This is a genomic window from Proteus sp. Marseille-Q3619, assembly GCF_965283115.1.
This window is the reverse complement of sequence record NZ_CBDIMP010000001.1, coordinates 1087351-1112514: the sequence shown is the minus strand read 5'-3', so window position 1 is coordinate 1112514 and position 25164 is coordinate 1087351. Positions and strand designations below refer to the sequence as shown.

General features: G+C 34.7%; 16 protein-coding genes. 9 read left to right on the top strand and 7 right to left on the bottom strand.

The window, feature by feature from the left end; all coding sequences use genetic code 11:
* The first annotated feature begins 815 nt into the window (after nt 1-815).
* On the top strand, nt 816-2561 hold the full coding sequence (bcsG, locus tag ACWPWK_RS05150) for a cellulose biosynthesis protein BcsG (protein ID WP_109371178.1): 1746 nt from the start codon (nt 816-818) through the stop codon (nt 2559-2561).
* A gap of 185 nt (nt 2562-2746) precedes the next feature.
* Here the strand turns inward: bcsG and metK are convergent, their stop codons facing one another.
* Complete coding sequence (gene metK / locus ACWPWK_RS05145) at nt 2747-3901, bottom strand: methionine adenosyltransferase (RefSeq protein WP_100159133.1); 1155 nt, start codon at nt 3899-3901, stop codon at nt 2747-2749.
* 689 nt (nt 3902-4590) lie between these two features.
* Between metK and speA the strand changes: the two genes are divergently transcribed.
* From speA to ACWPWK_RS05110, 7 genes are all read left to right on the top strand, one after another.
* On the top strand, nt 4591-6498 hold the full coding sequence (speA, locus tag ACWPWK_RS05140; RefSeq protein ID WP_109371176.1) for a biosynthetic arginine decarboxylase: 1908 nt from the start codon (nt 4591-4593) through the stop codon (nt 6496-6498).
* A 102-nt stretch (nt 6499-6600) separates the two neighbouring features.
* Nucleotides 6601-7521 (top strand): agmatinase, encoded by a 921-nt coding sequence (gene speB, locus ACWPWK_RS05135; protein ID WP_006533786.1) that lies wholly within the window; start codon nt 6601-6603, stop codon nt 7519-7521.
* Between the two features lie 266 nt (nt 7522-7787).
* Nucleotides 7788-8405, top strand: coding sequence for a hypothetical protein (locus tag ACWPWK_RS05130; RefSeq protein WP_454208460.1), 618 nt, complete (start codon nt 7788-7790; stop codon nt 8403-8405).
* Between the two features lie 82 nt (nt 8406-8487).
* Nucleotides 8488-8895, top strand: coding sequence for an anthrax toxin-like adenylyl cyclase domain-containing protein (locus ACWPWK_RS05125; protein WP_454208458.1), 408 nt, complete (start codon nt 8488-8490; stop codon nt 8893-8895).
* 74 nt (nt 8896-8969) lie between these two features.
* Nucleotides 8970-9863, top strand: a complete 894-nt coding sequence (locus ACWPWK_RS05120; protein WP_454208456.1) for a hypothetical protein — start codon at nt 8970-8972, stop codon at nt 9861-9863.
* A 43-nt stretch (nt 9864-9906) separates the two neighbouring features.
* Entirely contained in the window at nt 9907-12543 is a 2637-nt protein-coding gene (locus ACWPWK_RS05115; protein WP_454208454.1) for a hypothetical protein, read from the top strand.
* Entirely contained in the window at nt 12540-14882 is a 2343-nt protein-coding gene (locus ACWPWK_RS05110) for a calcium-binding protein (protein ID WP_454208452.1), read from the top strand. The genes ACWPWK_RS05115 and ACWPWK_RS05110 overlap by 4 nt, the downstream gene beginning before the upstream one ends.
* 94 nt (nt 14883-14976) lie before the next feature.
* Here the strand turns inward: ACWPWK_RS05110 and mutH are convergent, their stop codons facing one another.
* From mutH to leuA, 6 genes are all read right to left on the bottom strand, one after another.
* On the bottom strand, nt 14977-15654 hold the full coding sequence (gene mutH, locus ACWPWK_RS05105; protein WP_109371172.1) for a DNA mismatch repair endonuclease MutH: 678 nt from the start codon (nt 15652-15654) through the stop codon (nt 14977-14979).
* A 623-nt stretch (nt 15655-16277) separates the two neighbouring features.
* Nucleotides 16278-17957 (bottom strand): HTH-type transcriptional regulator SgrR, encoded by a 1680-nt coding sequence (gene sgrR / locus ACWPWK_RS05100; RefSeq protein WP_109371170.1) that lies wholly within the window; start codon nt 17955-17957, stop codon nt 16278-16280.
* Nucleotides 17958-18224: 267 nt separating this feature from the next.
* On the bottom strand, nt 18225-18830 hold the full coding sequence (leuD, locus tag ACWPWK_RS05095; protein ID WP_109371168.1) for a 3-isopropylmalate dehydratase small subunit: 606 nt from the start codon (nt 18828-18830) through the stop codon (nt 18225-18227).
* An 8-nt stretch (nt 18831-18838) separates the two neighbouring features.
* Complete coding sequence (leuC, locus tag ACWPWK_RS05090; RefSeq protein WP_109371166.1) at nt 18839-20248, bottom strand: 3-isopropylmalate dehydratase large subunit; 1410 nt, start codon at nt 20246-20248, stop codon at nt 18839-18841.
* Nucleotide 20249: 1 nt separating this feature from the next.
* Complete coding sequence (gene leuB / locus ACWPWK_RS05085; protein ID WP_109371164.1) at nt 20250-21341, bottom strand: 3-isopropylmalate dehydrogenase; 1092 nt, start codon at nt 21339-21341, stop codon at nt 20250-20252.
* Between the two features lie 2 nt (nt 21342-21343).
* Nucleotides 21344-22903 carry a 2-isopropylmalate synthase gene (gene leuA / locus ACWPWK_RS05080; RefSeq protein ID WP_109371162.1) on the bottom strand — a complete coding sequence of 520 codons (1560 nt, stop codon included), beginning with the start codon at nt 22901-22903 and terminating at the stop codon, nt 21344-21346.
* Nucleotides 22904-23772: 869 nt separating this feature from the next.
* On the opposite strand from leuA, the gene leuO reads away from it, so the two are divergent.
* Entirely contained in the window at nt 23773-24717 is a 945-nt protein-coding gene (gene leuO / locus ACWPWK_RS05075; RefSeq protein ID WP_109371160.1) for a transcriptional regulator LeuO, read from the top strand.
* Nucleotides 24718-25164 lie beyond the last annotated feature (447 nt).

Below are 25164 nucleotides of genomic sequence, written 5' to 3'. Positions count from 1 at the left end.
TATATCAAAATTAAAATCTTGATAAAATAGTATCTGATTAATGATTTGTTTTATTTAACTAAGGTTCTTGTTTTAGAATAGGCTTTAAAATACATTATTTCAATTACGTAAAAACACATAAAATAGATATTTATTATCTTATTTCTATAAAAGATGGCTGTTGATTTTCTTTTTTATATTTATATTTTTAAAATTTATTTGTTAAATAATAACGGAAAGGACTTAGCTACAAAGTAAGCAAAAAAAAGAAATGTAGATTAGCTGTTTATAACAATATATTAAATTATTTAAATTTTATGATCATTATTGTATCTTGATCAGTATCATTTTTCATAGAAAAATCATTATATTATAGTCTTTTATTGATTGGTTGTGTTTTTATATTGAGGTTCTTGTTTGCTTATTGATAAAAATGTTTATTAATTGTTATTCAGTGTTATTGATGTGTACTTTGTTTTGTTTTTGTTTCGAAATATAAAAATAAGATAACTCTGTGTTTCATTATTTAATGTAAATAAAGCATCATTTTTAAAAATAGGCGCTATTATATAAATAGAACGCTGAGTGTTTTATTTTAAAAATCATCTTAAATAAGTTTTCTAGCATTAATTTTTCTTTTATATAAGAGGCCAGTATTTTCTGGCGAGATTCTTTTTTTATTTTTTATTTAAGGGTTTTTACTTGGTTTTAAATAAATATTCTCTTATATGTTTATTTAGTAGTTAATTAAATATCAGAAGTAATAAAAAGACAGATGTGACTAATCATATAACTGTCGAATTGGATTTATTTATACTAAAGAGTAGGAAATTAAAATGAAAAAATCTAATACAACCCAGTTCAATTTTTTAAATTACTGGCATGGGTTGGGAGCATGGAATTTCTATTTTTTACTAAAGTTTGTTTTGCTTTGGTATGGTTATTTAAATTTTGATGCTTTTAGCAATTTACTTTTTCTTGCCTTTTTATTGTTCCCATTACCAAAAAATATTTGGCATAAAATGCGCAATTGGGTCGCTATCCCAATAGGGATAATTCTATTTTACCATGATACTTGGTTACCCAGCTTTTCAACGGTACTTGCCCAAGGTGGACAACTTAAACAGTTTTCCTTTGATTACCTTGTTGAGTTAACTGTTAACTTTATCAATATCAAAATGATAGGTGTCGCTTTTGTTTTGTTAGTCGGTTACCTTTTTATTGAACAGTGGGTAAGGGTATCTGTTTTTATTATTGCAGGTGTATTGTGGCTAAATATTGGTGGGTTTACTCATATTTCTCAAGGTATGGTGCCTTCTGTTTCAGCGAATACTTTTACGCAAGAAAGTAACATTAATACAGAAAAAAACACTGTCGTTGCCAAAGTGCCTGAGGTGTTACCCGCATCAGTCGAACCTCAAGTCCTCCCTGAAGTTGTACCGACTAAAGAGGTAGAAACTGCATCAATTAATACTGTTTATCCACCACAAAAACAGAAGGTTAATAATAAGGTATTGGATGATTGGCTCACACAATTTTATGGTTACGAGAAAAAACGTACGACACCATTTCCTGCGCAGTTAGCAGCCAATGCCCAACCTTTTGATATTTTGATTATTAATATTTGTTCACTTTCTACCGCTGATGCGGCGGCTGTTGGGCTACAAGAACACCCAATTTGGGGTAACTTTAATGTGTTATTTAGCCACTTTAACAGCGTATCTTCTTATAGTGGTCCTGCATCATTAAGATTATTACGCGCGAGTTGTGGTCAGACTCACCATTCTGATTTATACGATCCCGCAGATACGCAATGCTCGCTGATGGATAATTTATCATCGTTAGGATTTGCCAAGAAATTGGTACTTGACCACAACGGGAAGTTTGGTAATTACCTCAAAGAAGTTCAGCAACTCGGCAATCTTAATATCGCCTTACAAGATCAAGAGAATCTTTCTCATCAAATTACCGCATTTGATGGCACCAAAATTTACAACGATAAGGAAACATTACAACGTTGGTTGAAAGCGCGTGAACAGTCTAACGAAGACCGCACTGTGACCTTTGTGAACTTGGTATCACTACATGATGGTAACCGTTATGTAGGAGAAAATAGCGCTGCTGATTATGGCAAGCGTGCCTCCACATTACTTGATAATTTAGATAGCTTTATGGATGAACTAGATAAAAAAGGAAGAAAAGTGATGGTGGTGATTGTGCCTGAGCATGGTGCGGCTTTACAAGGTGATAAGACGCAAATGTCAGGGTTAAGAGATATTCCAAGCCAAAGTATTACTACCGTACCTGTTGGTATTCGTTTCACTGGAATAAAAGAGCAAGCATCATTTAACCCTCCTGTGATTGTTGATGAACCAAGCAGCTATTTAGCTATTTCTGAGTTTATTTCTCGTAATGTGAATGGGGATGTCTTTAACCAATCTGCTATTGATTGGGATGCATTGGCCAGTGAACTTCCTCAAACTGCCAATGTTGCGGAAAATCAAGCTACGGTTGTGGTTGATTATCAAGGGCAGTCTTATATCAAGTTAAATGGAGGAGAGTGGATTAATTATCCTAACTAACTTTTTATCGCTTTTTATAAAAAAAGCGTTTCATCATAAATCTATGTTCTCGTTTTCTCTTATTGAGATCCCCGTATGATTGCGGGGTTTTTTTATGGGTTTTATAAATAGAGGCCATAAAAAAACCACATCTATAAAGATGTGGTCTTATTAAAATCAATAACATGATGTTATTGGCAAGAGACTTATTTTAAGCCTGCCGCTTCACGTAAGATTTCAGCTTTATCTGTTGCTTCCCAAGGGAATTCAGGACGACCAAAGTGACCGTAAGCAGCCGTTTTTTGGTAGATTGGGTGCAGTAAATCTAACATTTGAATTAATCCGTAAGGACGTAAGTCAAAGAATTCACGCACTAACAGAATCAGTTGTGCTGTTGGGACTTTTTCAGTACCAAATGTTTCTACCATAATTGATGTTGGCTCTGCCACACCGATTGCGTAAGAAACTTGGATTTCACAACGATCTGCTAAACCTGCTGCCACGATATTTTTAGCAACGTAACGTGCAGCATAAGCTGCTGAACGGTCTACTTTCGATGGATCTTTACCAGAGAAAGCGCCACCGCCGTGACGAGCCATACCGCCGTAAGTATCAACAATGATTTTACGACCGGTTAAACCACAGTCACCCATTGGTCCACCGATAACAAAACGACCTGTTGGGTTGATGAAATATTTAGTTTGCTCATTTAACCATTCTGCTGGCAGAACAGGTTTAATGATCTCTTCCATCACGGCTTCATGCAGATCTTTTTGTGAAATATCTTCAGAATGCTGAGTTGATAATACAACAGCATCAATACCAACAACTTTATTGTTGTCATATTGGAAGGTAATTTGGCTTTTTGCATCAGGGCGTAACCAAGATAAAGTACCACTTTTACGGACTTGTGCTTGGCGTTGAACTAAGCGATGAGCATAAGTAATTGGAGCAGGCATTAATACATCAGTTTCGTTGGTTGCATAACCAAACATTAAACCTTGGTCGCCAGCGCCTTGTTCTAATGGATTTGCACGGTCAACACCTTGGTTGATATCAGGAGATTGTTTACCAATCGCACTGATAACTGCGCAGGAATTAGCATCAAAGCCCATGTCGGAACTGGTGTAGCCGATTTCACGAACAGTGTTACGTGTAATTTCTTCGATATCGACCCAAGCTTTGGTGGTAATTTCTCCGCCTACCATAACCATGCCTGTCTTAACGTAAGTTTCGCAGGCAACGCGTGCTTTTGGATCTTGTTCTAAAATTGCATCCAGAACGGCATCAGAAATTTGATCCGCGATTTTATCTGGATGACCTTCTGAGACTGATTCAGAAGTAAAAAGGTGTGTAGTCATTATATCTCGTTACCTTAATACAAACGGTTTAAGGATGGATGTTTTAACATCTAGACGTCCATTTTATGACTCTTCTCTCTTTAATTCCAGCTTTTTTTAATCAAATATAGGGATAAAGCAGAATCAAACAGTTAATCTTATTTTTTGTTGCCCGCTATTTTTGTGTTGAGAAAATAGGGAGTAGAGAAAAAAAAGTTTTTTGTACTTTTTGCTTTGCATTTTTAACTAACTAAAGGTATAAACTCGCGATTACTGTGAAATCTGAACACAGTGTAAACCGCAGGATTTCTGATCCTGTTTCTCTGTTAGGGAAATGGCTTACGGGTTTAAGCCATGTGTGGAGTGAATGGGTAATGTTCCATTGTCTACAGGTTAGTCTTTTCAAAAACCAAAACAGTACTCACCAATACTATACACGTAGTATATCTAGAGTAATTTCCTCTTTGAGCTCTTTCTCTTTAGAGCGAAGTTGTCTGTTACTTGCCAATAGGTAATTGTGTTAACTCGTTATAGGTTAACTCAAGAACTTTCTACTATTATGTCCTGCGTATAGCTGGATAATCATATAAAAATATATAGTGAGCCATTACTTCCAACTGTTATTTATCAGTCGTTTCAGATTTTTGTCAGATAATTGACTACTATGGTGACAGGCAAGGTATAAACTCATACTCCCTAAGGAGAATGTCATGAATGATAACATCGCTCGTAAGATGCAGCAGACCTATAACATTGCATATTGGGGGGGCGGTTACTATTTAGCGAATAATCGAGGAAATATTAGCGTTTGCCCTAATCCTGATGTTCCTGATGCTAATTTTGATTTAACCGAATTGGTTAAACGAGTTCAAGAAGAGCAACCGAACCTGCGTTTACCTGCACTTTTTTGCTTTCCACAAATATTACAACATCGTTTACGTTCGATTAATGCCGCGTTTCATCGCGCGCGTGAATCCTATGGTTATAAAGGTGACTATTTTTTAGTTTATCCAATTAAAGTTAACCAACAACGTCGTGTGATTGAGTCATTAGTGAATGCAGGAGAGCCTTTAGGTTTAGAGGCTGGCTCTAAAGCGGAATTAATGGCAGTACTTGCTCATGCCAATATGACAAGCTCTGTGATTGTTTGTAATGGTTATAAAGACCGTGAGTATATTCGCTTAGCACTCACAGGTGAAAAACTTGGGCATAAAGTTTTCTTAGTCATTGAGAAAATGTCTGAGATTAAAATGGTTCTTGAAGAAGCTGAACGTTTAGAAGTTATTCCACGTTTAGGCGTTCGCGCTCGTCTTGCTTCTCAAGGATCAGGCAAATGGCAGGCAAGTGGTGGTGAAAAATCAAAATTTGGTTTAGCTGCGACACAAGTTCTGCAATTAATTGATATGTTACGCCAAGCTGACCGCTTAGATAGCCTGCAATTACTGCATTTCCATTTGGGATCACAAATGGCGAATATCCGTGATATCGCAACGGGTGTTCGTGAATCTGCACGCTTCTATGTTGAACTGCACAAATTGGGCGTAAATATTCAGTATTTCGATGTGGGTGGTGGTTTAGGTGTGGACTATGAAGGTACACGTTCACAATCTGATTGCTCTGTTAACTATGGCCTTAATGAATACGCGAATAACGTTATTTGGGCGATTGGTGACGCATGTGATGAAAATGATTTACCGCATCCAACCGTTATTACTGAATCAGGTCGTGCATTAACGGCACACCATACCGTATTAATTTCTAATGTGATTGGCGTTGAGCGTAATGAATTTACGGCAATTACACCACCTGAAGATGATGCTGCAAGACCAATTGCAAGTCTTTGGGAAACATGGGAAGAGATGCAAACTAAGGGGCATAGCCGTTCATTACGTGAATGGTTACACGATAGCCAATTAGACTTACACGATGTGCATACTCAATATGTTCACGGCATGTTAAGCCTGACAGAGCGTGCATGGGCAGAAGAGCTGTATTTGAATATTTGTCGTCGTATTCAGTATGATTTAGATCCAAGTAATCGTGCTCATCGTCCTATTATTGATGAGTTACAAGAACGTATGTCAGATAAGTTCTATGTTAACTTTTCATTGTTCCAATCTTTACCTGATGCATGGGGTATCGACCAGTTATTCCCTGTATTACCTATTGAAGGGCTAGATAAACCTCTTGATCGTCGCGCAGTGTTACTTGATATTACTTGTGACTCAGATGGTATTATTGACCATTATGTTGATGGTGATGGTGTTGAAACAACAATGCCAATGCCCGCTTATGATCCAGAATATCCACCCATGATCGGTTTCTTTATGGTAGGGGCTTATCAGGAAATTTTAGGCAATATGCATAACTTATTTGGTGATACGGCGGCTGTTGACGTTTACCTTGATGAGAAAGGTAATCTGACTTACGTGCAAAGTGAAGAGGGTGATACGGTTGCCGATATGCTCCAGTACGTTAAGTTAAATCCTACCGTGCTGTTAGATCGTTTCCGTACTCAAGTAAAAAATGCACAGTTAGATGAAGCCTTACAAGAGCAATTCCTGACTGAATTTGAAAGTGGTTTATACGGTTATACGTATCTGGAAGAAGAAGAGTAATTCTTCACTTTCCAATGCAAGAGTGATGTTATTAAACATCACTCTTTATCTATCATATTGATTGTATGTTGCTTATTTTAAATAAGTAACAGAGGTAATAGCATGAAAAATAGTACGTTAGGTAATGAGACTGATAATTCATTGATCTCTAATGCATTTGGTTTTTTACGTTTTCCACTGAATTTTCAGCCTTACAGCAGTGATGCAGATTGGGTTATTACGGGTGTGCCTTTTGATATGGCAACATCAGGTCGCGCAGGCACTCGTCACGGACCGGGCGCTATTCGTCAAATCTCAACGAATTTAGCGTGGGAAGGTAACCGCTGGCCGTGGGATTTCGATATGCGTGAACGTTTAAACGTTGTCGATTGTGGTGACTTAGTTTTTAACTTCGGTGATGCACAAGATATGAGCGATAAATTACAAGCTCATACAGAGAAGTTATTAGCAGCAGGCAAAAAATGTTTAACGTTTGGTGGTGACCATTTTGTCACATTACCTTTATTACGCGCCCATGCAAAACACTTTGGTAAAATGGCATTAGTTCATTTTGATGCGCATACCGATACTTATGGTAATGGCAGTAAATTTGACCACGGTACAATGTTCTTCCATGCACCAAATGAAGGATTAATCGATCCTAACCACTCTGTTCAAATTGGTATTCGTACTGATCATGACAGTGATAATGGTTTCACTGTATTGGATGCTGCGCAAGTTAACGATCGTGGTGTGACTGATCTTGTTGATCAGATCAAAGGTATTGTTGGCGACTTACCTGTTTACCTGACTTTTGATATTGATTGCCTTGATCCTGCGTTTGCACCAGGAACAGGAACACCCGTTGTTGGTGGATTAACAACAGATAAAGCACTGAAGATCTTACGTGCATTACAACCGCTAAATATTGTTGGTATGGATTTAGTTGAAGTTTCTCCAGCTTACGATCAATCTGATATTACAGCGCTTGCTGGGGCAACAATTGCACTTGATATGCTTTATTTGCAGGCAGCTAAAAAGTAACTTTGCTTGATGCTAATAAATTAGTGAGGTACGAAGACGCTTTTATGCGAGAACGTTATCTCACTAATATTAAAAAATAATTTAAATTCAACTAAATAAAAAGTAGCTTCATATTATGAAGCTATTTTTTTAATAAAATAGTTAACTTGATTCGTTTTATTATAATTACGCATCTTACTTTAATGTGTGTTATTTTTTATATTTATATTAGTGGAATAATGCAATTATTTTTCAGTTAAATAAATTATTTAAATGGAAAATATAAAATGGAAGAAAATAAATTATTAATAAATAATGACGAATCATATTGCTTTACACTCATAAAAATAGAGAAAGATATCTTAAAAAAAGTAAACAATGATAAGATAAATGCATATTATTCATTAAATGATAAAAGAAAGAACACTAACGAAAATGTTGTTATTCTTCTGAGTGAAAAGGATGAAATAGAAAAGAACTATCTTAGATATGTAGATGAATATCATGCGGCTGGATATGATTTATTTATTGTTGATGTATCAAAAAATAAAAATGCAGGTTCTGATTTATTAGAACATCTTTGGTTACAGCATAGAGGGCAATTACCTCAAAATATTTTCATTCATGGAAATAACGATCAAAGAGAAAATGCGCTTTTATTATATAAAAATAATATTGCCAAGAATAATGAAATAAAAGGCATTATATTAAGTAGTTATCTTCCTAAAAATGAATTTATTTTTCCATCAGATTTAGAAATAAATACAAATATTTATTTCTCTTATGAAAATCCTGACGAGGACTATAACAATAATCTCATCTATAATGAATTATTAAATAAAAATAAAAAAGTAAAAAAATTAGCTTCACGAATAGAGAAGAATATAATAGCTTTTCAGAATTAAATAAAAAAGAAAATAATAAAATATTAAATTCATTGAGTTCTAATAATCATAGAAAAAGGAGCTAAACGAAGTAAAAATAGGCATGCCAATTAAAGATCAAGCGATATTTTCTCAAATATCAGAAGAAAAAGGGCTTATTATTGGTGTAAGACCTATCGATACTAATTCGACTTCATTAATTTCATCGGGAGAATATAGTAGTAAGAGCTTAGCTATCAAGGCGAAAAGTTCTGATTGGGGGCCTATGGCTGGTTTTATTCCTGTCGATCAATCACTGGCTAAAGGATCGGCGCAAAAAGATCTATTGAAATACAATAAAGCAGTAGCAGATGCAATAAATGCGGGCGTTGCATCAGTGAGTGAGCTTTATATTTCAGACGAAAGAGTGAATGAATTGATAGAAAGTAAAGTGATCAATTATCTTTATGATAAAAATTCACCTTTAAATTTTGAAGTCATACACAATAATAAAACACATGAGTTTTTTTAGAACCACAAATAATAGAAGGAAAACAGTATTATTTAGTTCAACACTATAATCGATTTGGAGCAGAGCCTGTATTGGTGATCGCTGATCCTATATCAAATAAACCGATGATTGCAGATTATGATCTATTTACGGTGATTTATCCTTATAGTCATTTAGGAACAAATACACGCGTTAATATGCCTGTATCTTGGGAGGAATGGAAACAAAGTGTGAATTACGCTGAACTCACTGATAAGCAAAAAATACTATACAATGATCAATTATTATATGAAAAAAATGAAGGACATCAATTAGGGTTTATTAGTCAGCAAATAAAAGAACTAAAAAATGAATTAAACGTAGCATTAGGGAGATCAATAGGGATGGAAATAGTCCATCATGGTGCCGATGATGCTAATCCCTTTGCGGTAATTCATGATAATTTTCCTGCCACTTTTTTTGTTCCTAAATCACTATTTGATAAACCGCTTAATTCAAAAAATCAAACATTACATGATTTTTTTTATATTAATAATAATGGTACCGTTGTATTACAATCACCAGATGAATTTTCAAAATTTCAACAATCTATGATTGATCTAGGTTATATTGCGCCTTTAAATGAAAAATGGAACGATGGAGTCAATAATAATTATTTTACAAGCCAACGAAAGATCTCTGCCACATTTATTGATACAAAAAAAGAAATAGGGCGAAAGTTAAGCATAGATAAAAAAGATAAATATACGTTAGAATATGAAATCTCACTTAATAAATTGAAGGAAGGTTCTTATGTTAAAAATAATAAACATTCACCTGAAATAGAACTTAATAATAATGCTAAGAATGAAATAACTTTATTATCATCAGAATATAATCATAAAAATGATCTTTTAAATAAGATGGATAATAAAAATCATCTTTTATCTACAAAAGATAAAATTGAATTTTATTCAAAAGTAAGCGATATAAAATGGTTTAAAAAATAGGTTATAAATTACTTGAATCATTGATTAAGACAGAAGGACTTTTTTGAATAGAACGAATGAAACTAATTTAATTAGTTTCTTTTCTTTATTATCTAAATATTCTGATATTGATACACCAATATACAAATCATTTACTGTTAAAAACAATGATATTTTAAGCAATAATTATGAAAAAGGAAATTTACTCGCTTTTGATGGTATTTTTCATGGCTTTAGTAATATTGAAAAAGTAAAGAAATCATCGTCTGATAATGTATATATTTCTATTATTGGAAAACACAGTGCGAAACCATTAACAAGTCTTCATTCAGGAAGTTCAGAAAGAGCAATTATTGCACCGGGAACACACTTTCGTGTAATAAAAAATAAAATTATCAATAATAAAAATTATGTTGTGTTAGAAATTGCTAATGAAATAAATCATCAAGAACCTGTTTTTGATTTATATGATGGAGAATTAAAAGGCATTGGTATTGATAAGTATAGAACGACATTTAACGAAAAAACGGAAAGAAAGATAAATTCTTCTCAGCTGAATAATATTTTTGGATCTTGGCGTGGTGAATCACTAGGATCAGCGACTATTAAAAATGTAGTAGATAAAATTATCGAAGGAAAAATTTCAGTTGAATATGCAATACATAAATATTTTAAAGAAATTTCAAAGGTTTTCTCTAGTGATAATAGCACCTTATTATCGAATAAATTATATCTTGCTGTTTATGATCCATTAATAAGTAAGGCGTTTAATCAATATGTGAATGAAAATATAACCTTAGAAACGTGGAAAAATAGCTATAATGTTAACTATTTAAACGATACTATAACTGATAATATAAATAGAATTAAATTATTAATAAATAATATTTATGATGTACCGAAATCGGTTGATTATTTAAGTGACGCATCAATTGAATTACTCTCTCATTATTTTAATGAACCTAATAAAAATAAATTGACGGTTGATTTATTGAAAATAGCTTTAAATGAAAAAGAGTATAATATTGCTATTAATGATGTTGATTATTTAATCTCATTAAATAGTAATAAAGATATTTTATCATCAGTTGGTATAAACGAAGTACGAACATTAAGTCAAAAAAGATCACATGAGAATAAATCAACTGATAATTTATTTGAATTAAGCTTAGGGCTTAATAATAGTGAAATTGTAGAGGATAAAATAAAAATCCATAACATTGAAGTGGATAAAAGACTACTTATCAGTTTAGGTGCGAAAATTAATAATAAAAAAATAGAGCATAGTGATATTTTTGAAAAAAATCATGATTATTCAAATCTTACATTCGATGCGGATAAGATAAATGATTATTTCTTAAGTGCTTCAGGAACTGATGATGATAAACAAGCTATTTCTATTATTAAAAGTTTATTAAATAATAAAGAAGAAAATATAAAAAAGTTAATTTCAATTGATGCTGAGCGTATTGATTACCTTGTAAGCTATGAGCGATTGGTTAAAATTTTAGAATTAGAAAAACGCGCATTTGATGAACATTATTGGGATAGCATTAGAAAACCTTCATTAAAAATACCTAGGCATATGAAAATATTGAGTAAGGTAGGTTATGCTAATATTAGTTATTCTATGTGGCAGTCTGTTAATAATACGTTTTCTTTAGCCGAACAACTCAATAATCCCAATCTATCTTTACAACAACGAAAAGAAATCATCACTAACTTGTCATTAATGTGGTCTGAAATGACATTTAATGGGGTTTCTGAAATTATTGAAATTGCAATAGCAAAAGGATTATTGCGATATCGACACAATCCTTTGGAATATGCGAGCAAGATAAGTACGCGAGTAGGGATTGCGCTTAATATTCTTTCAGTTGGATTTGATATTTATCATGCTTATGATAATTTCAGCCGAATTTCTGGTGAAACTGATGAAAAGCGAAAAATTGATTATATCGTTGATGGTTCATTCGCTATTGTTTCAGGGCTTGTTACTGTAGGAATTTCTATAGCTATACTTGCAGGTTCAGCAATTGCAGGACCTGTCGGTATTGCTGCTGGTGCTTTGATTGCATTAGCAACTTCAATTTATAGTGCCGTAAGATTAATTGAAGAGGCAAAAAAACAAACCAATTTTACGCCTATGGAGGAATTAAATAATGGTTTTTATGCCTTTCTTATGGGGGATATTACTCCAGATAAGAAAAATGAGATAATATATTTAGACACCGAAAATCAACTTGAAGAGATGATTGATAAAAAGGCGCTAACTCATCTTGAAGAAATAAAAAAACAAAGTCCAGATAGTAGTTATTTTTATACAAATGAAAAACAGATTTATCAAGAATATTATTATTATAAAGTTATTCCTACATTAATAGAAGAAACAGCCGATTCTATTTTAATGCCTTTAAAAGATTTTATTTCCCAGCGAATATTACAAAATATGAGCCAAAAAGAAGCTGAAGAGATTTCAGCTCTTACTCCTTATCTGAGTGCCAAAAAAACAGCGTATAAATATTATTTACCTAAAGAAGCGATTGCCACAGATGAAAAGCTTATTTTTGATATGGATTTTTATGTTAATGAGCTAAATCGGTATACAATAAAAATTGCTTCTGACGACGAGAGCGTTATTTTTGGCGAGATAGTGGATGAGGATTTTTTAAGAATAGTAAAACAACTAAAGAGTATGTGATTAATAAATTAGGAGAAAGTAAATTAGAGAATGGATTAATAAAAGCTAATAATATTGAAAAATACTATACTTCGGATTGGCATGAGAATACAGTTCTTTATTTTAACACACATAATGGTAATGATATTATTGCAGCGCCCTCAATAACTCAAAATACATTCGATATTTATAATGGCACTAAGCGATTAAGTGGCGGTTCAAAAGATGATGTATTTAATGTATTTACATCAGAGTCACCTTATTATGCGAGCCGTTTTTATGGTCGAGAAGGAAATGACACACTTCGTCTGATAAAAACTAAGGGCAAATACACGGGTTATAAAGTCGATTTACAACATAATTACGTTAAATTTCAAAATTCAGAAGATAAAACGAATAGCCAAAGTTTTCATTCAAAACTTTATCTTTATCAAAATGAAGGGCGTTTTTATTCGAAAAAACTTATTGATACAATGCCAAATATTGAGTTACAAGATCAGCAAGTTATTGCTTATTTAGACAGTATTGAAAATGTTATTGGCAGTGAAATGGGTGATGATTATATTTTGGGTAATGAAGAGGCTAATTATTTAAATGGTGCTGGTAGTGTTGATCATTTATATGGTAAAGGGGGAAATGATACACTTGTATTAAATGAAGGTTATGCTGAAGGCGGTGAGGGCAATGATAGCTATGTTATTTTACGATCTTCTTTAGAACAGAGTTATAATAAATTATTTGAAACTATTATTAATGAAACTAATAAGTTAGGAACTAGTGTTGTAAGGTTTAATTATTGTTTTGATGAAATAACATCAATAAAACGTAATAAAAAAGATATTATTTTTGATTTTAAAATTAATAATGAAAATCATGAGGGAAAATATATTTATCATTCTGTGACATTGAAAAATGTTTATGATGATTCAGTAAATAATACGCATTCACATCGTTATACATTAATAACTCAAGATGGTTTCACACTCACTTTGGATGAAAATACTAAAGATAAAATTTTATACAAATTTAGTTATTTAGAAAAATATAATGAATCAAAATTAGCAATTAAAGATTTTTATATTAATGAGTATGATAATTTAGTTGTGACTGCTTTTAAAAGTCAGAGTCGAAATATAAAATTATTGCCAGAATTTGAATACAGTGGTTTTTCATCTGGAACAAATTTACGATTTGGTATTCACGGCAATAACCAAAATAATCATTATGTCGGTATTGAGGCTGACTCATACATTAAATTAAGTCAGGGAAATGATACTTATCAAATAAAAACGTTTTTAACAAAAAATAACAATGAAAGGGTGAATATCTCACTATCTGATCATATTGATAAATTAACTGATAATGATGTAAGCTATTTCTTTTTAACCGATATAAATGGTTTTGATTTAACCTTTAAAGATGGTCTTTTATCTCATCGTTATCTTCCTGATGATTATTTAACGCTATGTTTCGAAACAAATCTATTAAATAAAATTGTTGATACCAACGCGACTATTCGATTAATAGATAAAGATAATGTTGTTTTTACATTACCAACTAAAGATAGTCATTCAAATTTGCTTATGCCTGTTGTTAATTTGAATTTAAATATAAGCAAAAGTGATGATGTATTGGTGATCCCTGAATCACTTAGTTTAAATAAAGCAGCATTATCTGCCTATGGTGTTAATTCGGTAATGCCTTATTCAACTCGATTGTCAGCAACACTTGCAGACAAACCAAAAGAACTCATTGATTTATTGCCTATTCTTGAGCTGAATGATGGGAATGATATTGTTGTTAATCATAATAATATGAGTTCAGTTATTGATGGTGGGAAAGGTGATGATAATATTCTTGTTAATAAAGGGCATCATATTTTAATTGCTGGGGAAGGTAATGATCGCTTGAGCGGAGGTGAAGGCAACGATCTGTTAATTTCTCAATTTGGTCATGATTATCTGAGTGGCGGTGAAGGTAGCAATGTATATGTGGTGCAAAAACGGCAAAGTCATGTGACTATTTATGATGAAGGAAAAAACAGCCATATTTTAGTGACTGGATTGGCGGAAAATGAAACATTGATTTCATCTCAAGTGGGTAATAATACACAGTATCAAACTCAAGATAAGCAATTTACGTTAATTGTAAAAATGGCAGTAAATGAGGTGAATGAAAAAGAACAGAAACCAGTTATTTCGATGACTGAAACATCCTCAGTGCTATCATTACAAGGGTTAGCAAATATTATCCAAGATATGGCAACATTCAATCAGCAACAATTTACTGTTGTGAACAATCACGAAACTATGTCGTTATCGACATGGTCACCTTTGGCATTAGTGGAAAAGCAGTTGTGATTTTTTAATTATTGAGATCCTATCACTTAAAAAAACAGCCCCAATTAAATTTGAGGCTGTTTTACCGATAACAAATAGCTTAAATACGATAACGTTAAAGCTGAAAATAACGAGCAAGCAGTGGCGCGGTAAAATTCTTTTTTAAATAAAAACCTCTGGGTAATGTCATAATACGTTGTCCATTTTCACCAATAGCTTCGGTTAATGCCTTGCTGTTAGCTGCTTTCGGGCGGATTTGTAAGACTTGCCCGTGGCGTGCGGTAATGCTTTCTACTTTACCCAACACAATCATATCCATTAGCTCTTCCCAATCATGACGTAATAATTCTTCTTCCGTCCTATTAGGGCTCCAAAGTAATGGAGAAGCGACGCGACGTTGTGCTAATGGTATTTCCCTTTCTCCTTCAACAGGCACCCATAATACTTTTGAGAGTTTACGTTTTACATGGCTATTTTCCCAAGTAATACCGCTGTTTCCGGTTAATGCTGCGACACAGACAAAAGTTGTTTCCAAAGGCATACCTAATCTATCAATTGGAATTGTTTTGAGTTCAATGCCCAACTCACTGAAGTCTTGCTCCGGTTTGCTACCTGCACTTGCACCTAAATAATATTCCAACAACATACCTACCCAGCCTTTATCTCTTTTAAGATCAATTGGGATTGGAAGTTGTGCAAAAGCGGCAAGTTCACCAAAAGTATAACCTGCAAGCGCTTTTGCTCGTTCGAATAAAACTTGCTCATTTTCGGGCGCTACTGGTGGCGTAAACATAGTTATTATCTTCTTGTATAAATAATAGACAGAAAAAACAGGTTATTGATAACGTATTTAGCTTTATTTCATTTAAATCATAATAGCATGATATATCATCATTTTTTTGAGTTAACTCGCCAATTGAAATTTATAATTCTAAGTTGTGCACGGTTATCCTGAAATCATAAACAGGCTTTTACACTAGGTTATCCACAGCTTTATGGGATAACTCACAGAAAGTGAGATCACTGTTCTGATTTACAGCCTTGACTTTTGCAGATATTTGCCAAAATTATCCTATTTTGCCTAACTAATCGGCATAACCTGTGGATAAAACACCCTGTGGCTATTTTTTGTTCGATTTGAGCGGGAGGGTATTTTAATTGTTTTATCCAATCGCTGAAATAGGCATTGAAATCTAGCTACTAATTTGAATTATAAGTGATATTTTAAAATTTATATCAACAGCCTTTCTAACAATATAAAAACTATACCCTGATTATCTCACTCTTTTTCACATAGATATCCACAGAAAAAGTGAATAAATCCCCTAAGCATTTATGTGAGTGTTTATAACTTTCAAGGTTTCTGTGAATTAACGCAAATAATGGCTAATCCGTATGCTGAAAAGAGACGATAACCTATTTTAATCTTGGTGTATCAATATCAGGTGTAAACCACGCTGATTTAAAATCAAACCAGCCAAAAGTATTCATTTTGACACCTCGTATGGTTCTCTGCCCTTGTAGCTCTAATAAATGGTGAAATAGAGGGTAAAGCCAAATATCTTGTGTTAGCTGGCGACACCACTCTTCAAGTGGCAAAGATTTTTGATGCCATAATGTAAGCTCTTGTGAGAACGATGCTCCCAAACATTGGTGAAAGAGGGGTAATTCATAAAGTGCAGCAAAAATTGAGAACTCTAAAGGCTTATAAAAATTCACTGTCGCTAACCAAATATCACTATTAGCTTCACCGTAATACCATTGTTCATAATCAAGTACTTGAATGGTTAATTCAATATCATACTGAGATAAAATACTTTCTATTAAGTCTGCAATAGTGCTGTATTCATGATGCTCTTTATAAAGCGTGACAGTGAGTTTTGTTAATGAAGCTGGTTTAGGATGTTGGCGTATTAATTTACTGTGATGCCAATGAAGTAATAAGCCATAAGCGGGAGACCAATGACGTTGATAGAAAGGATCACAATGAGTGAGCATATTAACAGGGGTTAATACACTGCTTAACCATTCCCTTATTTCAGTCTGTTGGCACTGTTTTGAGCGACTATCATAGAGAAGAAAATAACACCCTTCCTCTTTACGACTTTCTAATGAATCTTTATTGGTATCATCGTCTGTTAAATGAATAGTTGAACAAACCATCTTGTTATTCAGTTCGGGAACTACCCAAATATCAATTTCATCTAATAATGCCCGCAAGCCAAAATAGCGATTAAAGGCCTTGATTTGCAGCTTATGTTTATCATTAGCGATAACTTGATAAGCGCCTGTGCCAATAGGGTGTTGTGCAAAAGAGGGAAGTGATGCCCATTCTTGCGGCAAAATAACAGCTTGTGGACTCCCTAATAACGTTGCAAATTGCTTATCGGCTTCGCTTAAGTAAATGTCGAGCACATAAGGTTGAGGCGAGGAAATTTGTTCTATATGGGCATAAAGAGGATTGCAGTGTTTCATTCTCATTAAAGAAGTGCTGATATCTTCAAGTGTAAGCTCTCGACCATGATGAAAATAGATAGAGGGACGTAAATAAAATCGCCAATGTTGCTCTGTGAGCATTTGCCAATGATGAGCTAATTCCGCTTCTACTTCCCCATTTTCCTCTTTTAGATGCACCAACGAATTGAATATTTGGCTCATTAAATGTAATTCAGAGCGCCTTAATGGTGTTCCTGGTAATAAATTTTTAAAGGGACGGTAGTAAATAATACGTAGTAATTGTTGACCGGGATGAAAGCTTTTTTCAATTTGTGAGAGCACCATTTGGCGTACAGAATCTTTATCACCCATTAGTGCTACAAGCTTTTCAATATCATTATCTTCTATCAGTCTTTCGGCGCGATTTTGTTGGATCTCAAGTGCGTTAGAATGAAAAATAAGCGTGGATTTTTTACCTCGACCGACTTCTGCTTGCCAATTTATCCAACCTATTTCTTGCATTTTATTTAATAAAGAGCGGACATGACGACGTGTGCAATGCAGGGTTTGTGCTAATTCTTGTAACGTTGTTTCGGTTGCTTTTCCCTGAAAGGCTTGCCATAAGCGAATAAATTGTAACTCTAAGCGGGGTGAAGTCATAAAAGAGGAAATCCATTGATAAAGTGATCAATTTTAATTTCCTTATATTAGACCGATAATGCCTGTGTTTAAAGTTAGCTCTCATGTTAGTTATCACAAATTACGAATACTGACAGACTCCCCCATTTGAGCATTCGGTGATTACCGGCCAGTGATACGGATCACTGGCTTTTTTATTTGAGCAAAAAAAAGCCGTAAATGAATTTACGGCAAGAATGACAAAGTAAACATCACAGAAAGTAGAAGAAGGTGAAAAAATTGCTGTAGTTAGCGCATAAAGGTGGGTTGTTTTGCCTCGTAAGCACTAATATCATCTTGGTGTTGCAGCGTTAATCCAATGCTGTCTAATCCTTCAATCATGCAGTGACGGCGAAATGAGTCGATTTCAAAAGAGAAATGTAATTCACCCGCTCTAACCTCTTGTGCCACTAAATCTACGGTAATTGGTGTACCAGCATGTTGTTTTACCCAATCAAATAATTGTGAGATTTCATCGTCACTTAATTTGATGGGCAATAATTGATTATTAAATGAATTTCCGTAAAAAATATCAGCAAAGCTGGGGGCGATAACGGCGTGAAAACCATAATCAGTTAATGCCCAAGGTGCGTGTTCACGAGATGATCCACAACCAAAGTTTTCTCGTGCTAATAAAATAGAAGCACCTTGGTAAATTGGCTGATTTAAAATAAATGTAGGATCAGGCTGAGTGCCTTCGTCATCCAAAAAACGCCAATCATGAAACAGGTGTTTACCAAAACCAGTGCGCGTCACTTTCTGCAAAAATTGCTTAGGAATAATGGCGTCGGTATCCACATTTGCTGCATCTAAAGGAACCGCAATACCCGTGTGTTGAGTAAATTTATTCATTATGTTCTCCTTTAAGATGCCACTGCAAATGTACGAATATCTGCAAAATGACCATTAATAGCAGCCGCCGCCGCCATTGCAGGACTAACTAAGTGTGTTCGACCTCCACGACCTTGGCGGCCTTCAAAGTTACGGTTGCTGGTAGATGCACAGCGTTCGCCTGGATTTAATCGGTCGTTATTCATGGCCAAACACATTGAACAACCCGGTAAGCGCCATTCAAAGCCTGCTTCAATAAAGATTTTATCTAAGCCTTCCGCTTCCGCTTGAGTTTTAACAGGCCCTGAACCCGGAACAACAATCGCTTGAACATGAGAGGCGACTTTATGACCTTTGGCTATTTCAGCGGCAGCACGTAAATCTTCAATACGAGAATTTGTACAAGAGCCAATAAAGACTTTGTCGATAGCGACATCTGTTAAGTTAACGCCTTCACTTAATCCCATATAAGCCAAGGCTTTTTCAGCAGATGCACGTTCAACAGGATCGTTAAAACTGTTTAATAATGGAACAATTTGGTCAATCGCAATGACTTGGCCAGGGTTGGTGCCCCATGTGACTTGTGGCGCGATATCGGCAGCATTGATAGTCACTGTGGCATCAAAGATTGCATCATCATCAGATTTTAAGGTTCTCCAATAAGTGACGGCTTCATCCCATGACTGATCTTTAGGCGCAAATTGACGCCCTTTTAAGTAGTCAAAAGTGGTGTCATCAGGTGCGACTAAGCCTGCTTTAGCTCCCATCTCAATTGCCATGTTACATAAGGTCATTCGACCTTCCATGCTTAATGCTTCAATGGCTTCACCTGCAAATTCAACGATATAGCCTGTACCCCCCGCACTGCCTAATTTGCCGATAATGGCTAATACGATATCTTTTGCCGTGATCCCAATGGCTGTTTTACCCTGAACTTCGATTTTTAATGTTTTAGCACGAGACTGTTTTAAGGTCTGAGTTGCTAAAACATGTTCAACTTCTGAAGTACCAATCCCAAAAGCTAATGAACCAAAAGCGCCATGAGTTGCTGTATGTGAATCACCGCAAACAATAGTCATTCCCGGTAAGGTTATGCCTTGTTCTGGTCCCATTACGTGAACAATTCCTTGATAAGGATGATTTAAGTCATACAACGTGACACCAAATTCTTGGCAGTTTTTCATCAACTCTTGCATTTGAATTCTTGCCATATCACCACAAGCATTAATATCTTTAGTTTGTGTTGATACGTTGTGATCCATCGTTGCAAAGGTTTTATTCGGTTGACGAACAGGGCGACCTTTTGTCCTTAATCCATCAAAGGCTTGAGGCGATGTCACTTCATGCACTAAATGTCGGTCGATATACAGAATGGGTGTTTCATCACTCACTTCTCTGACAACATGTGCATCATAAATTTTTTGATATAATGTTTTACCCATGTTATGCCCCTTCACGAATATATTGAGCGATACGATCACCCATTTCGGCGGTTGTGATTGCGTTACCATCACCCGCTAAATCTGCGGTGCGATAGCCTTTTGCTAATACTTGTGTGATAGCATCTTCAATGGCTTGAGCTGCATTATCTTCATTAAAGCTATAACGTAATAACAGTGCGGCAGACAGAATTTGTGCAATAGGGTTAGCAATGTTTTTACCTGCTATATCAGGAGCTGAACCTCCAGCGGGCTCATATAAGCCAAAGCGTTCTTCGTTAACACTGGCAGATGGCAACATTCCCATAGAGCCAGTGATCATTGCGCATTCATCAGATAAAATATCGCCAAAAATATTGGAGCACAGCAATACATCAAATTGAGAAGGATCTTTAATTAACTGCATTGTTGCGTTATCGATATACATATGCTGAATTTCAACATCTGGGTATTCTTTTGCGATCCCTGTTACCACTTCACGCCATAAAATAGAGCTTTGTAATACGTTAGCTTTATCAATTGAGGTTACTTTATGACGGCGTTTACGTGCTGATTCAAACGCAAAGCGTGCAATACGTTCAATTTCATAACGATGATAAATTTCAGTATCAAAAGCACGCTCTTGTGCACCTTCACCTTCACGACCTTTAGGTTGACCGAAATAGATACCGCCTGTTAATTCACGTACACATAAAATATCAAAACCACGTTGTGCAATATCGGCTCGTAATGGGCAGTAGGCTTCTAAACCTTCATATAAGCGAGCTGGGCGTAAATTGCAGAACAATTTAAAATGTTTACGTAATGGTAATAAAGCACCACGTTCTGGCTGTTCATTTGCAGGTAAATGTTCCCATTTAGGACCACCAACTGAACCAAATAAAATCGCATCAGCTTGTTCACAACCTGCTAAAGTATCTGCGGGTAACGGAGTACCATGATTATCAATGGCAATGCCACCGATATCGTATTCTTTTGTTGTGATATTGAGTGAGAAGCGCTCACTAACAGCCTTCATCACTTTTTGTGCTTGAGCCATGACTTCAGGGCCAATACCATCTCCGGGTAATACTGCAATATGATAATTTTTTGACATAATTAAACCGCTTCTTGTGTTGTGTGTTGTTTGCGTTTTTCTATTTCGACTTGCTCTGAGCGCCAAATGCTATTAATAACGTGGATCATGGCATTTGCTGATGAACCTACGATGTCAGTTTCTAAACCCATTCCATGAAATTTACGTCCTTGATATTCAACGACGATATCAACTTGCCCTAAGGCGTCTCTGCCTTCACCTTTAGCTGTTAATTGGTAAGTGACTAATTTCAACGGATAACCTGTTGCGCGAGAGATGGCTTGATAAACCGCATCGACGGGACCATTACCCGTTGCTGCTTCAGTAATTTCTTTATCACCATGAGTAATGCTGACACTCGCGGTAGCAACGGTTGATGAACCAGATTGAGTATTAAAATAATTCATTACAAACTCATCAGGCTCTTGTTGCTGTTGTCCCATAAATGCTAAAGCTTCCAAATCGTAATCAAAGACTTGGCCTTTTTTATCAGCCAAACGTAAGAAGGCAGAATATAAAGTATCCAAGTTATAATCTGTTTCACGATAACCCATCTCTTCCATACGATGTTTAACTGCCGCACGACCTGAGCGAGAAGTTAAATTCAGCTGCACTTCTTTTAATCCGATTGATTCTGGAGTCATGATTTCGTAGGTTTCGCGGTTCTTCAAAACGCCATCTTGGTGAATACCCGATGAATGCGCGAATGCATTGGAGCCAACAACAGATTTATTAGCATGAATTGGCGTATTACATAATTGGCTGACTAATTGGCTGGTGCGATAAATTTCTTTGTGATTAATCCGTGTCTGAACATTCATCATTTGCTCACGGACTTTTATCGCCATAATGACTTCTTCTAATGCGCAGTTACCTGCACGTTCGCCTAAGCCATTAATTGTCCCTTCGACTTGTCTTGCACCCGCTTGTACTGCGGTAATTGAGTTAGCGACCGCCATGCCCAAATCGTCATGACAGTGAACAGAAATAATAGCTTTATCAATATTGGGAACACGCTCAAACAAGTTGGTGATAATGCCACCAAACTGATAAGGCGTTGTATAGCCCACGGTGTCTGGAATATTAATGGTGGTTGCACCAGCATTAATTGCGCTTTCAACAATTCGACATAAATTATCGATATGAGTACGTCCCGCATCTTCGCAAGAAAATTCCACATCATCGGTATAGCGACGAGCACGTTTTATTGAGTTCACACCCATTTCAATAATATCTTCGAATGATTTCTTCAATTTATGTTCAGCATGCAATGCCGAGGTTGCTAAGAACACGTGGATACGAAAAGCTTCTGCGACTTTTAAAGACTCCGCTGCAACATCAATATCGTTATCAACGCAGCGTGCTAATGCACAAATACGGCTATTTTTGATTTCGCGTGCAATGGTTTGTACGGATTCAAAATCACCGGGAGAAGAAACAGGAAAGCCCGCTTCAATGATATCCACACCTAAACGCTCTAAAGCGTAAGCAATTTGTAACTTCTCTTTTACGCTTAAGCTCGCCTGCAATGCTTGTTCACCATCTCTCAATGTGGTATCAAAAATAATCACGTCATGGCTCATAATCTGTTCCTTTCTCTTTTTATTTGCTGTTTGCGCTCTCCCAGGTATAAAAAAACCCGCGACTAGCGCGGGTTTTCTCTCTAAGGGCTGGTGTGTTTCACTTTTTACCCATAAGCCGACCGCGCATAAAAGTTGCGAGTAGTAGTAGGCTTGATAGTAAAATTGCGTTTGACATGAAACATCCTTAGATAAGTTCTCAATAATCTGTATTTATTGATACCTAATACCAATAAAGATGTCAAGTGTTGGAATTTATTAATTCATTTGTCAGTATTATTTATAAATTTTTTATAGTGATTCTGGCTAATATCTAAATTTTTACTAATGATTATAACTATCAAGCATTCATTGATTGGGTTAATGTTCCATACGTTGTTTGAAAAAGAGTGAAATGAAAAATTAAACAATTGTTTGCTTTTTTTTTAATCAGCCAGTGGGTAGGGAAAAAAGAGGGTGTTAGGGGAGGAATAATTGACAAATGTGAGCAACGTTTTGAATGTAAGAATAAAAATCATTGTATTATAAAAGATAATAGATGTCGGATACCTATTTTAGGAATGAAAGTACATTATTTTATTATGATTTTTATCATACTTTGTTTTATTATTTGCAAGGCAGAAGGTAAAACAGGTTGTAATATATATTTATATAATCATTTTCTATACATGTAATTTTAATTTCAAAATTAATTTCTTATATGAAATATGTTTTTTTATTGATATGAAAATTATATGTTTAGTTATATGCATGGATGATGAATAATAAATTTTAATAAATAGTTTAAGTAATGGTTAAAGCTTATTTATTATTAATAATATATTTGTTAATAATATTTATTTGACTATTATGATAACATAGTGGAGTAAGAAATGACGGATTACACATCAGCAACAGTTACCAGCAGAGAATCAGCAGATATGCATTTACGTAATGTTGATCTTAATTTATTAACGGTATTTGATGCTGTTATGCAAATGCAAAATGTTACCCGTGCTGCACAAGTACTGGGCATGTCACAACCCGCAGTGAGTAATGCTGTATCTCGCCTTAAAGTTATGTTTAATGACGAATTATTTGTTCGCTATGGACGCGGTATTCAACCTACATTAAGAGCTAAACAACTTTTTGGCCCAGTAAGACAAGCCTTACAATTGGTTCATAACGAGCTTCCTGGAGCAGGATTTGAACCAGAACAAAGTGAGCGTATATTTAATTTATCTATTTGTAGTCCTCTAGATATAAAACTAGCACCCAAAATAGTTGAACAAATTAAAAATGAAACACCTAATATTAACGTTAATATTAAGTCTTATTTAAATAGCAATATAGAACACCAATTAAAATATCAAGAAGTTGAGTTCTTTATTAGCTATAAGGAATTTGAAAAAACTGAATTTCATTCACAACCACTATTTAATGACGAAGTTGTTTTAGTCGTTTCTAATAAACATCCTCGTATTAAAGAGAGTGTGACCCAAGAGATGTTATTAAATGAGCAACATTCCATTGTTTCTTTAGATGATATTGGTTCATTTAGTGCGCCTTATTATAAAGATACTCATTTGGAAGATTTAATCACTTATCAAGGAACCGATTTAAATAGTGTATTAAATATTGTATCTAGAACTTATTTAGTCGCTATTGCACCAAGATGGTTAGTTGAAAGTTATTCTGAGCAATTAGATATTAAAGCTGTGTCGTTACCTTGGGAAAAAACAGAGCGTCCTTGTTACTTGATTTGGCATGAGTCAACAGCGCGTGATAAAGGCCACTTATGGATGAAAAATTTATTAAGTGAAGTTTGTCAAAAATAGAGTGTTTTTGCTCATAATTAGTATTTTTTACTAATTATGCAGAAATAGTGGCAGATAACGTTAGCTATTCGGCTAATGACCAAAATGGCGTTTATGCAGTTAGGTAAACTAAATTGGATTGCTGTCACTATTTTTGCCCTTTCTTTGTAATAATGACTCTTATTCGTATTATACTGTGCTAAACCTATTTTTTTTCACTAATATTCTCCTCTCTATATTGTCATTGATTAAGTTATAACAATTACCTATTGTTATTTATCAGCTTTTCTTTTCAGCTTTTCATAAAAAATAAGATCATCATATTTAGTTTTCTCATGGTGATGAGATAGCTTTTTTTGACAAAACTTTTCATAACTCACAATTTTACAAATTTATGTAAAATTGAATTCCTTTATTTTGGTGGATCACTTAGACTTTTATTCGAGTCAGCGAACATGTGTAAGCTGA

Excerpts from the sequence above, each read along its gene's own strand:
- bcsG (WP_109371178.1), top strand. The coding sequence starts at position 816 with ATGAAAAAATCTAATACAACCCAGTTCAATTTTTTAAATTACTGGCAT.
- metK (WP_100159133.1), bottom strand. The coding sequence starts at position 3,901 with ATGACTACACACCTTTTTACTTCTGAATCAGTCTCAGAAGGTCATCCA.
- speA (WP_109371176.1), top strand. The coding sequence starts at position 4,591 with ATGAATGATAACATCGCTCGTAAGATGCAGCAGACCTATAACATTGCA.
- speB (WP_006533786.1), top strand. The coding sequence starts at position 6,601 with ATGAAAAATAGTACGTTAGGTAATGAGACTGATAATTCATTGATCTCT.
- ACWPWK_RS05130 (WP_454208460.1), top strand. The coding sequence starts at position 7,788 with ATGGAAGAAAATAAATTATTAATAAATAATGACGAATCATATTGCTTT.
- ACWPWK_RS05125 (WP_454208458.1), top strand. The coding sequence starts at position 8,488 with ATGCCAATTAAAGATCAAGCGATATTTTCTCAAATATCAGAAGAAAAA.
- mutH (WP_109371172.1), bottom strand. The coding sequence starts at position 15,654 with ATGTTTACGCCACCAGTAGCGCCCGAAAATGAGCAAGTTTTATTCGAA.
- sgrR (WP_109371170.1), bottom strand. The coding sequence starts at position 17,957 with ATGACTTCACCCCGCTTAGAGTTACAATTTATTCGCTTATGGCAAGCC.
- leuC (WP_109371166.1), bottom strand. The coding sequence starts at position 20,248 with ATGGGTAAAACATTATATCAAAAAATTTATGATGCACATGTTGTCAGA.
- leuB (WP_109371164.1), bottom strand. The coding sequence starts at position 21,341 with ATGTCAAAAAATTATCATATTGCAGTATTACCCGGAGATGGTATTGGC.
- leuA (WP_109371162.1), bottom strand. The coding sequence starts at position 22,903 with ATGAGCCATGACGTGATTATTTTTGATACCACATTGAGAGATGGTGAA.
- leuO (WP_109371160.1), top strand. The coding sequence starts at position 23,773 with ATGACGGATTACACATCAGCAACAGTTACCAGCAGAGAATCAGCAGAT.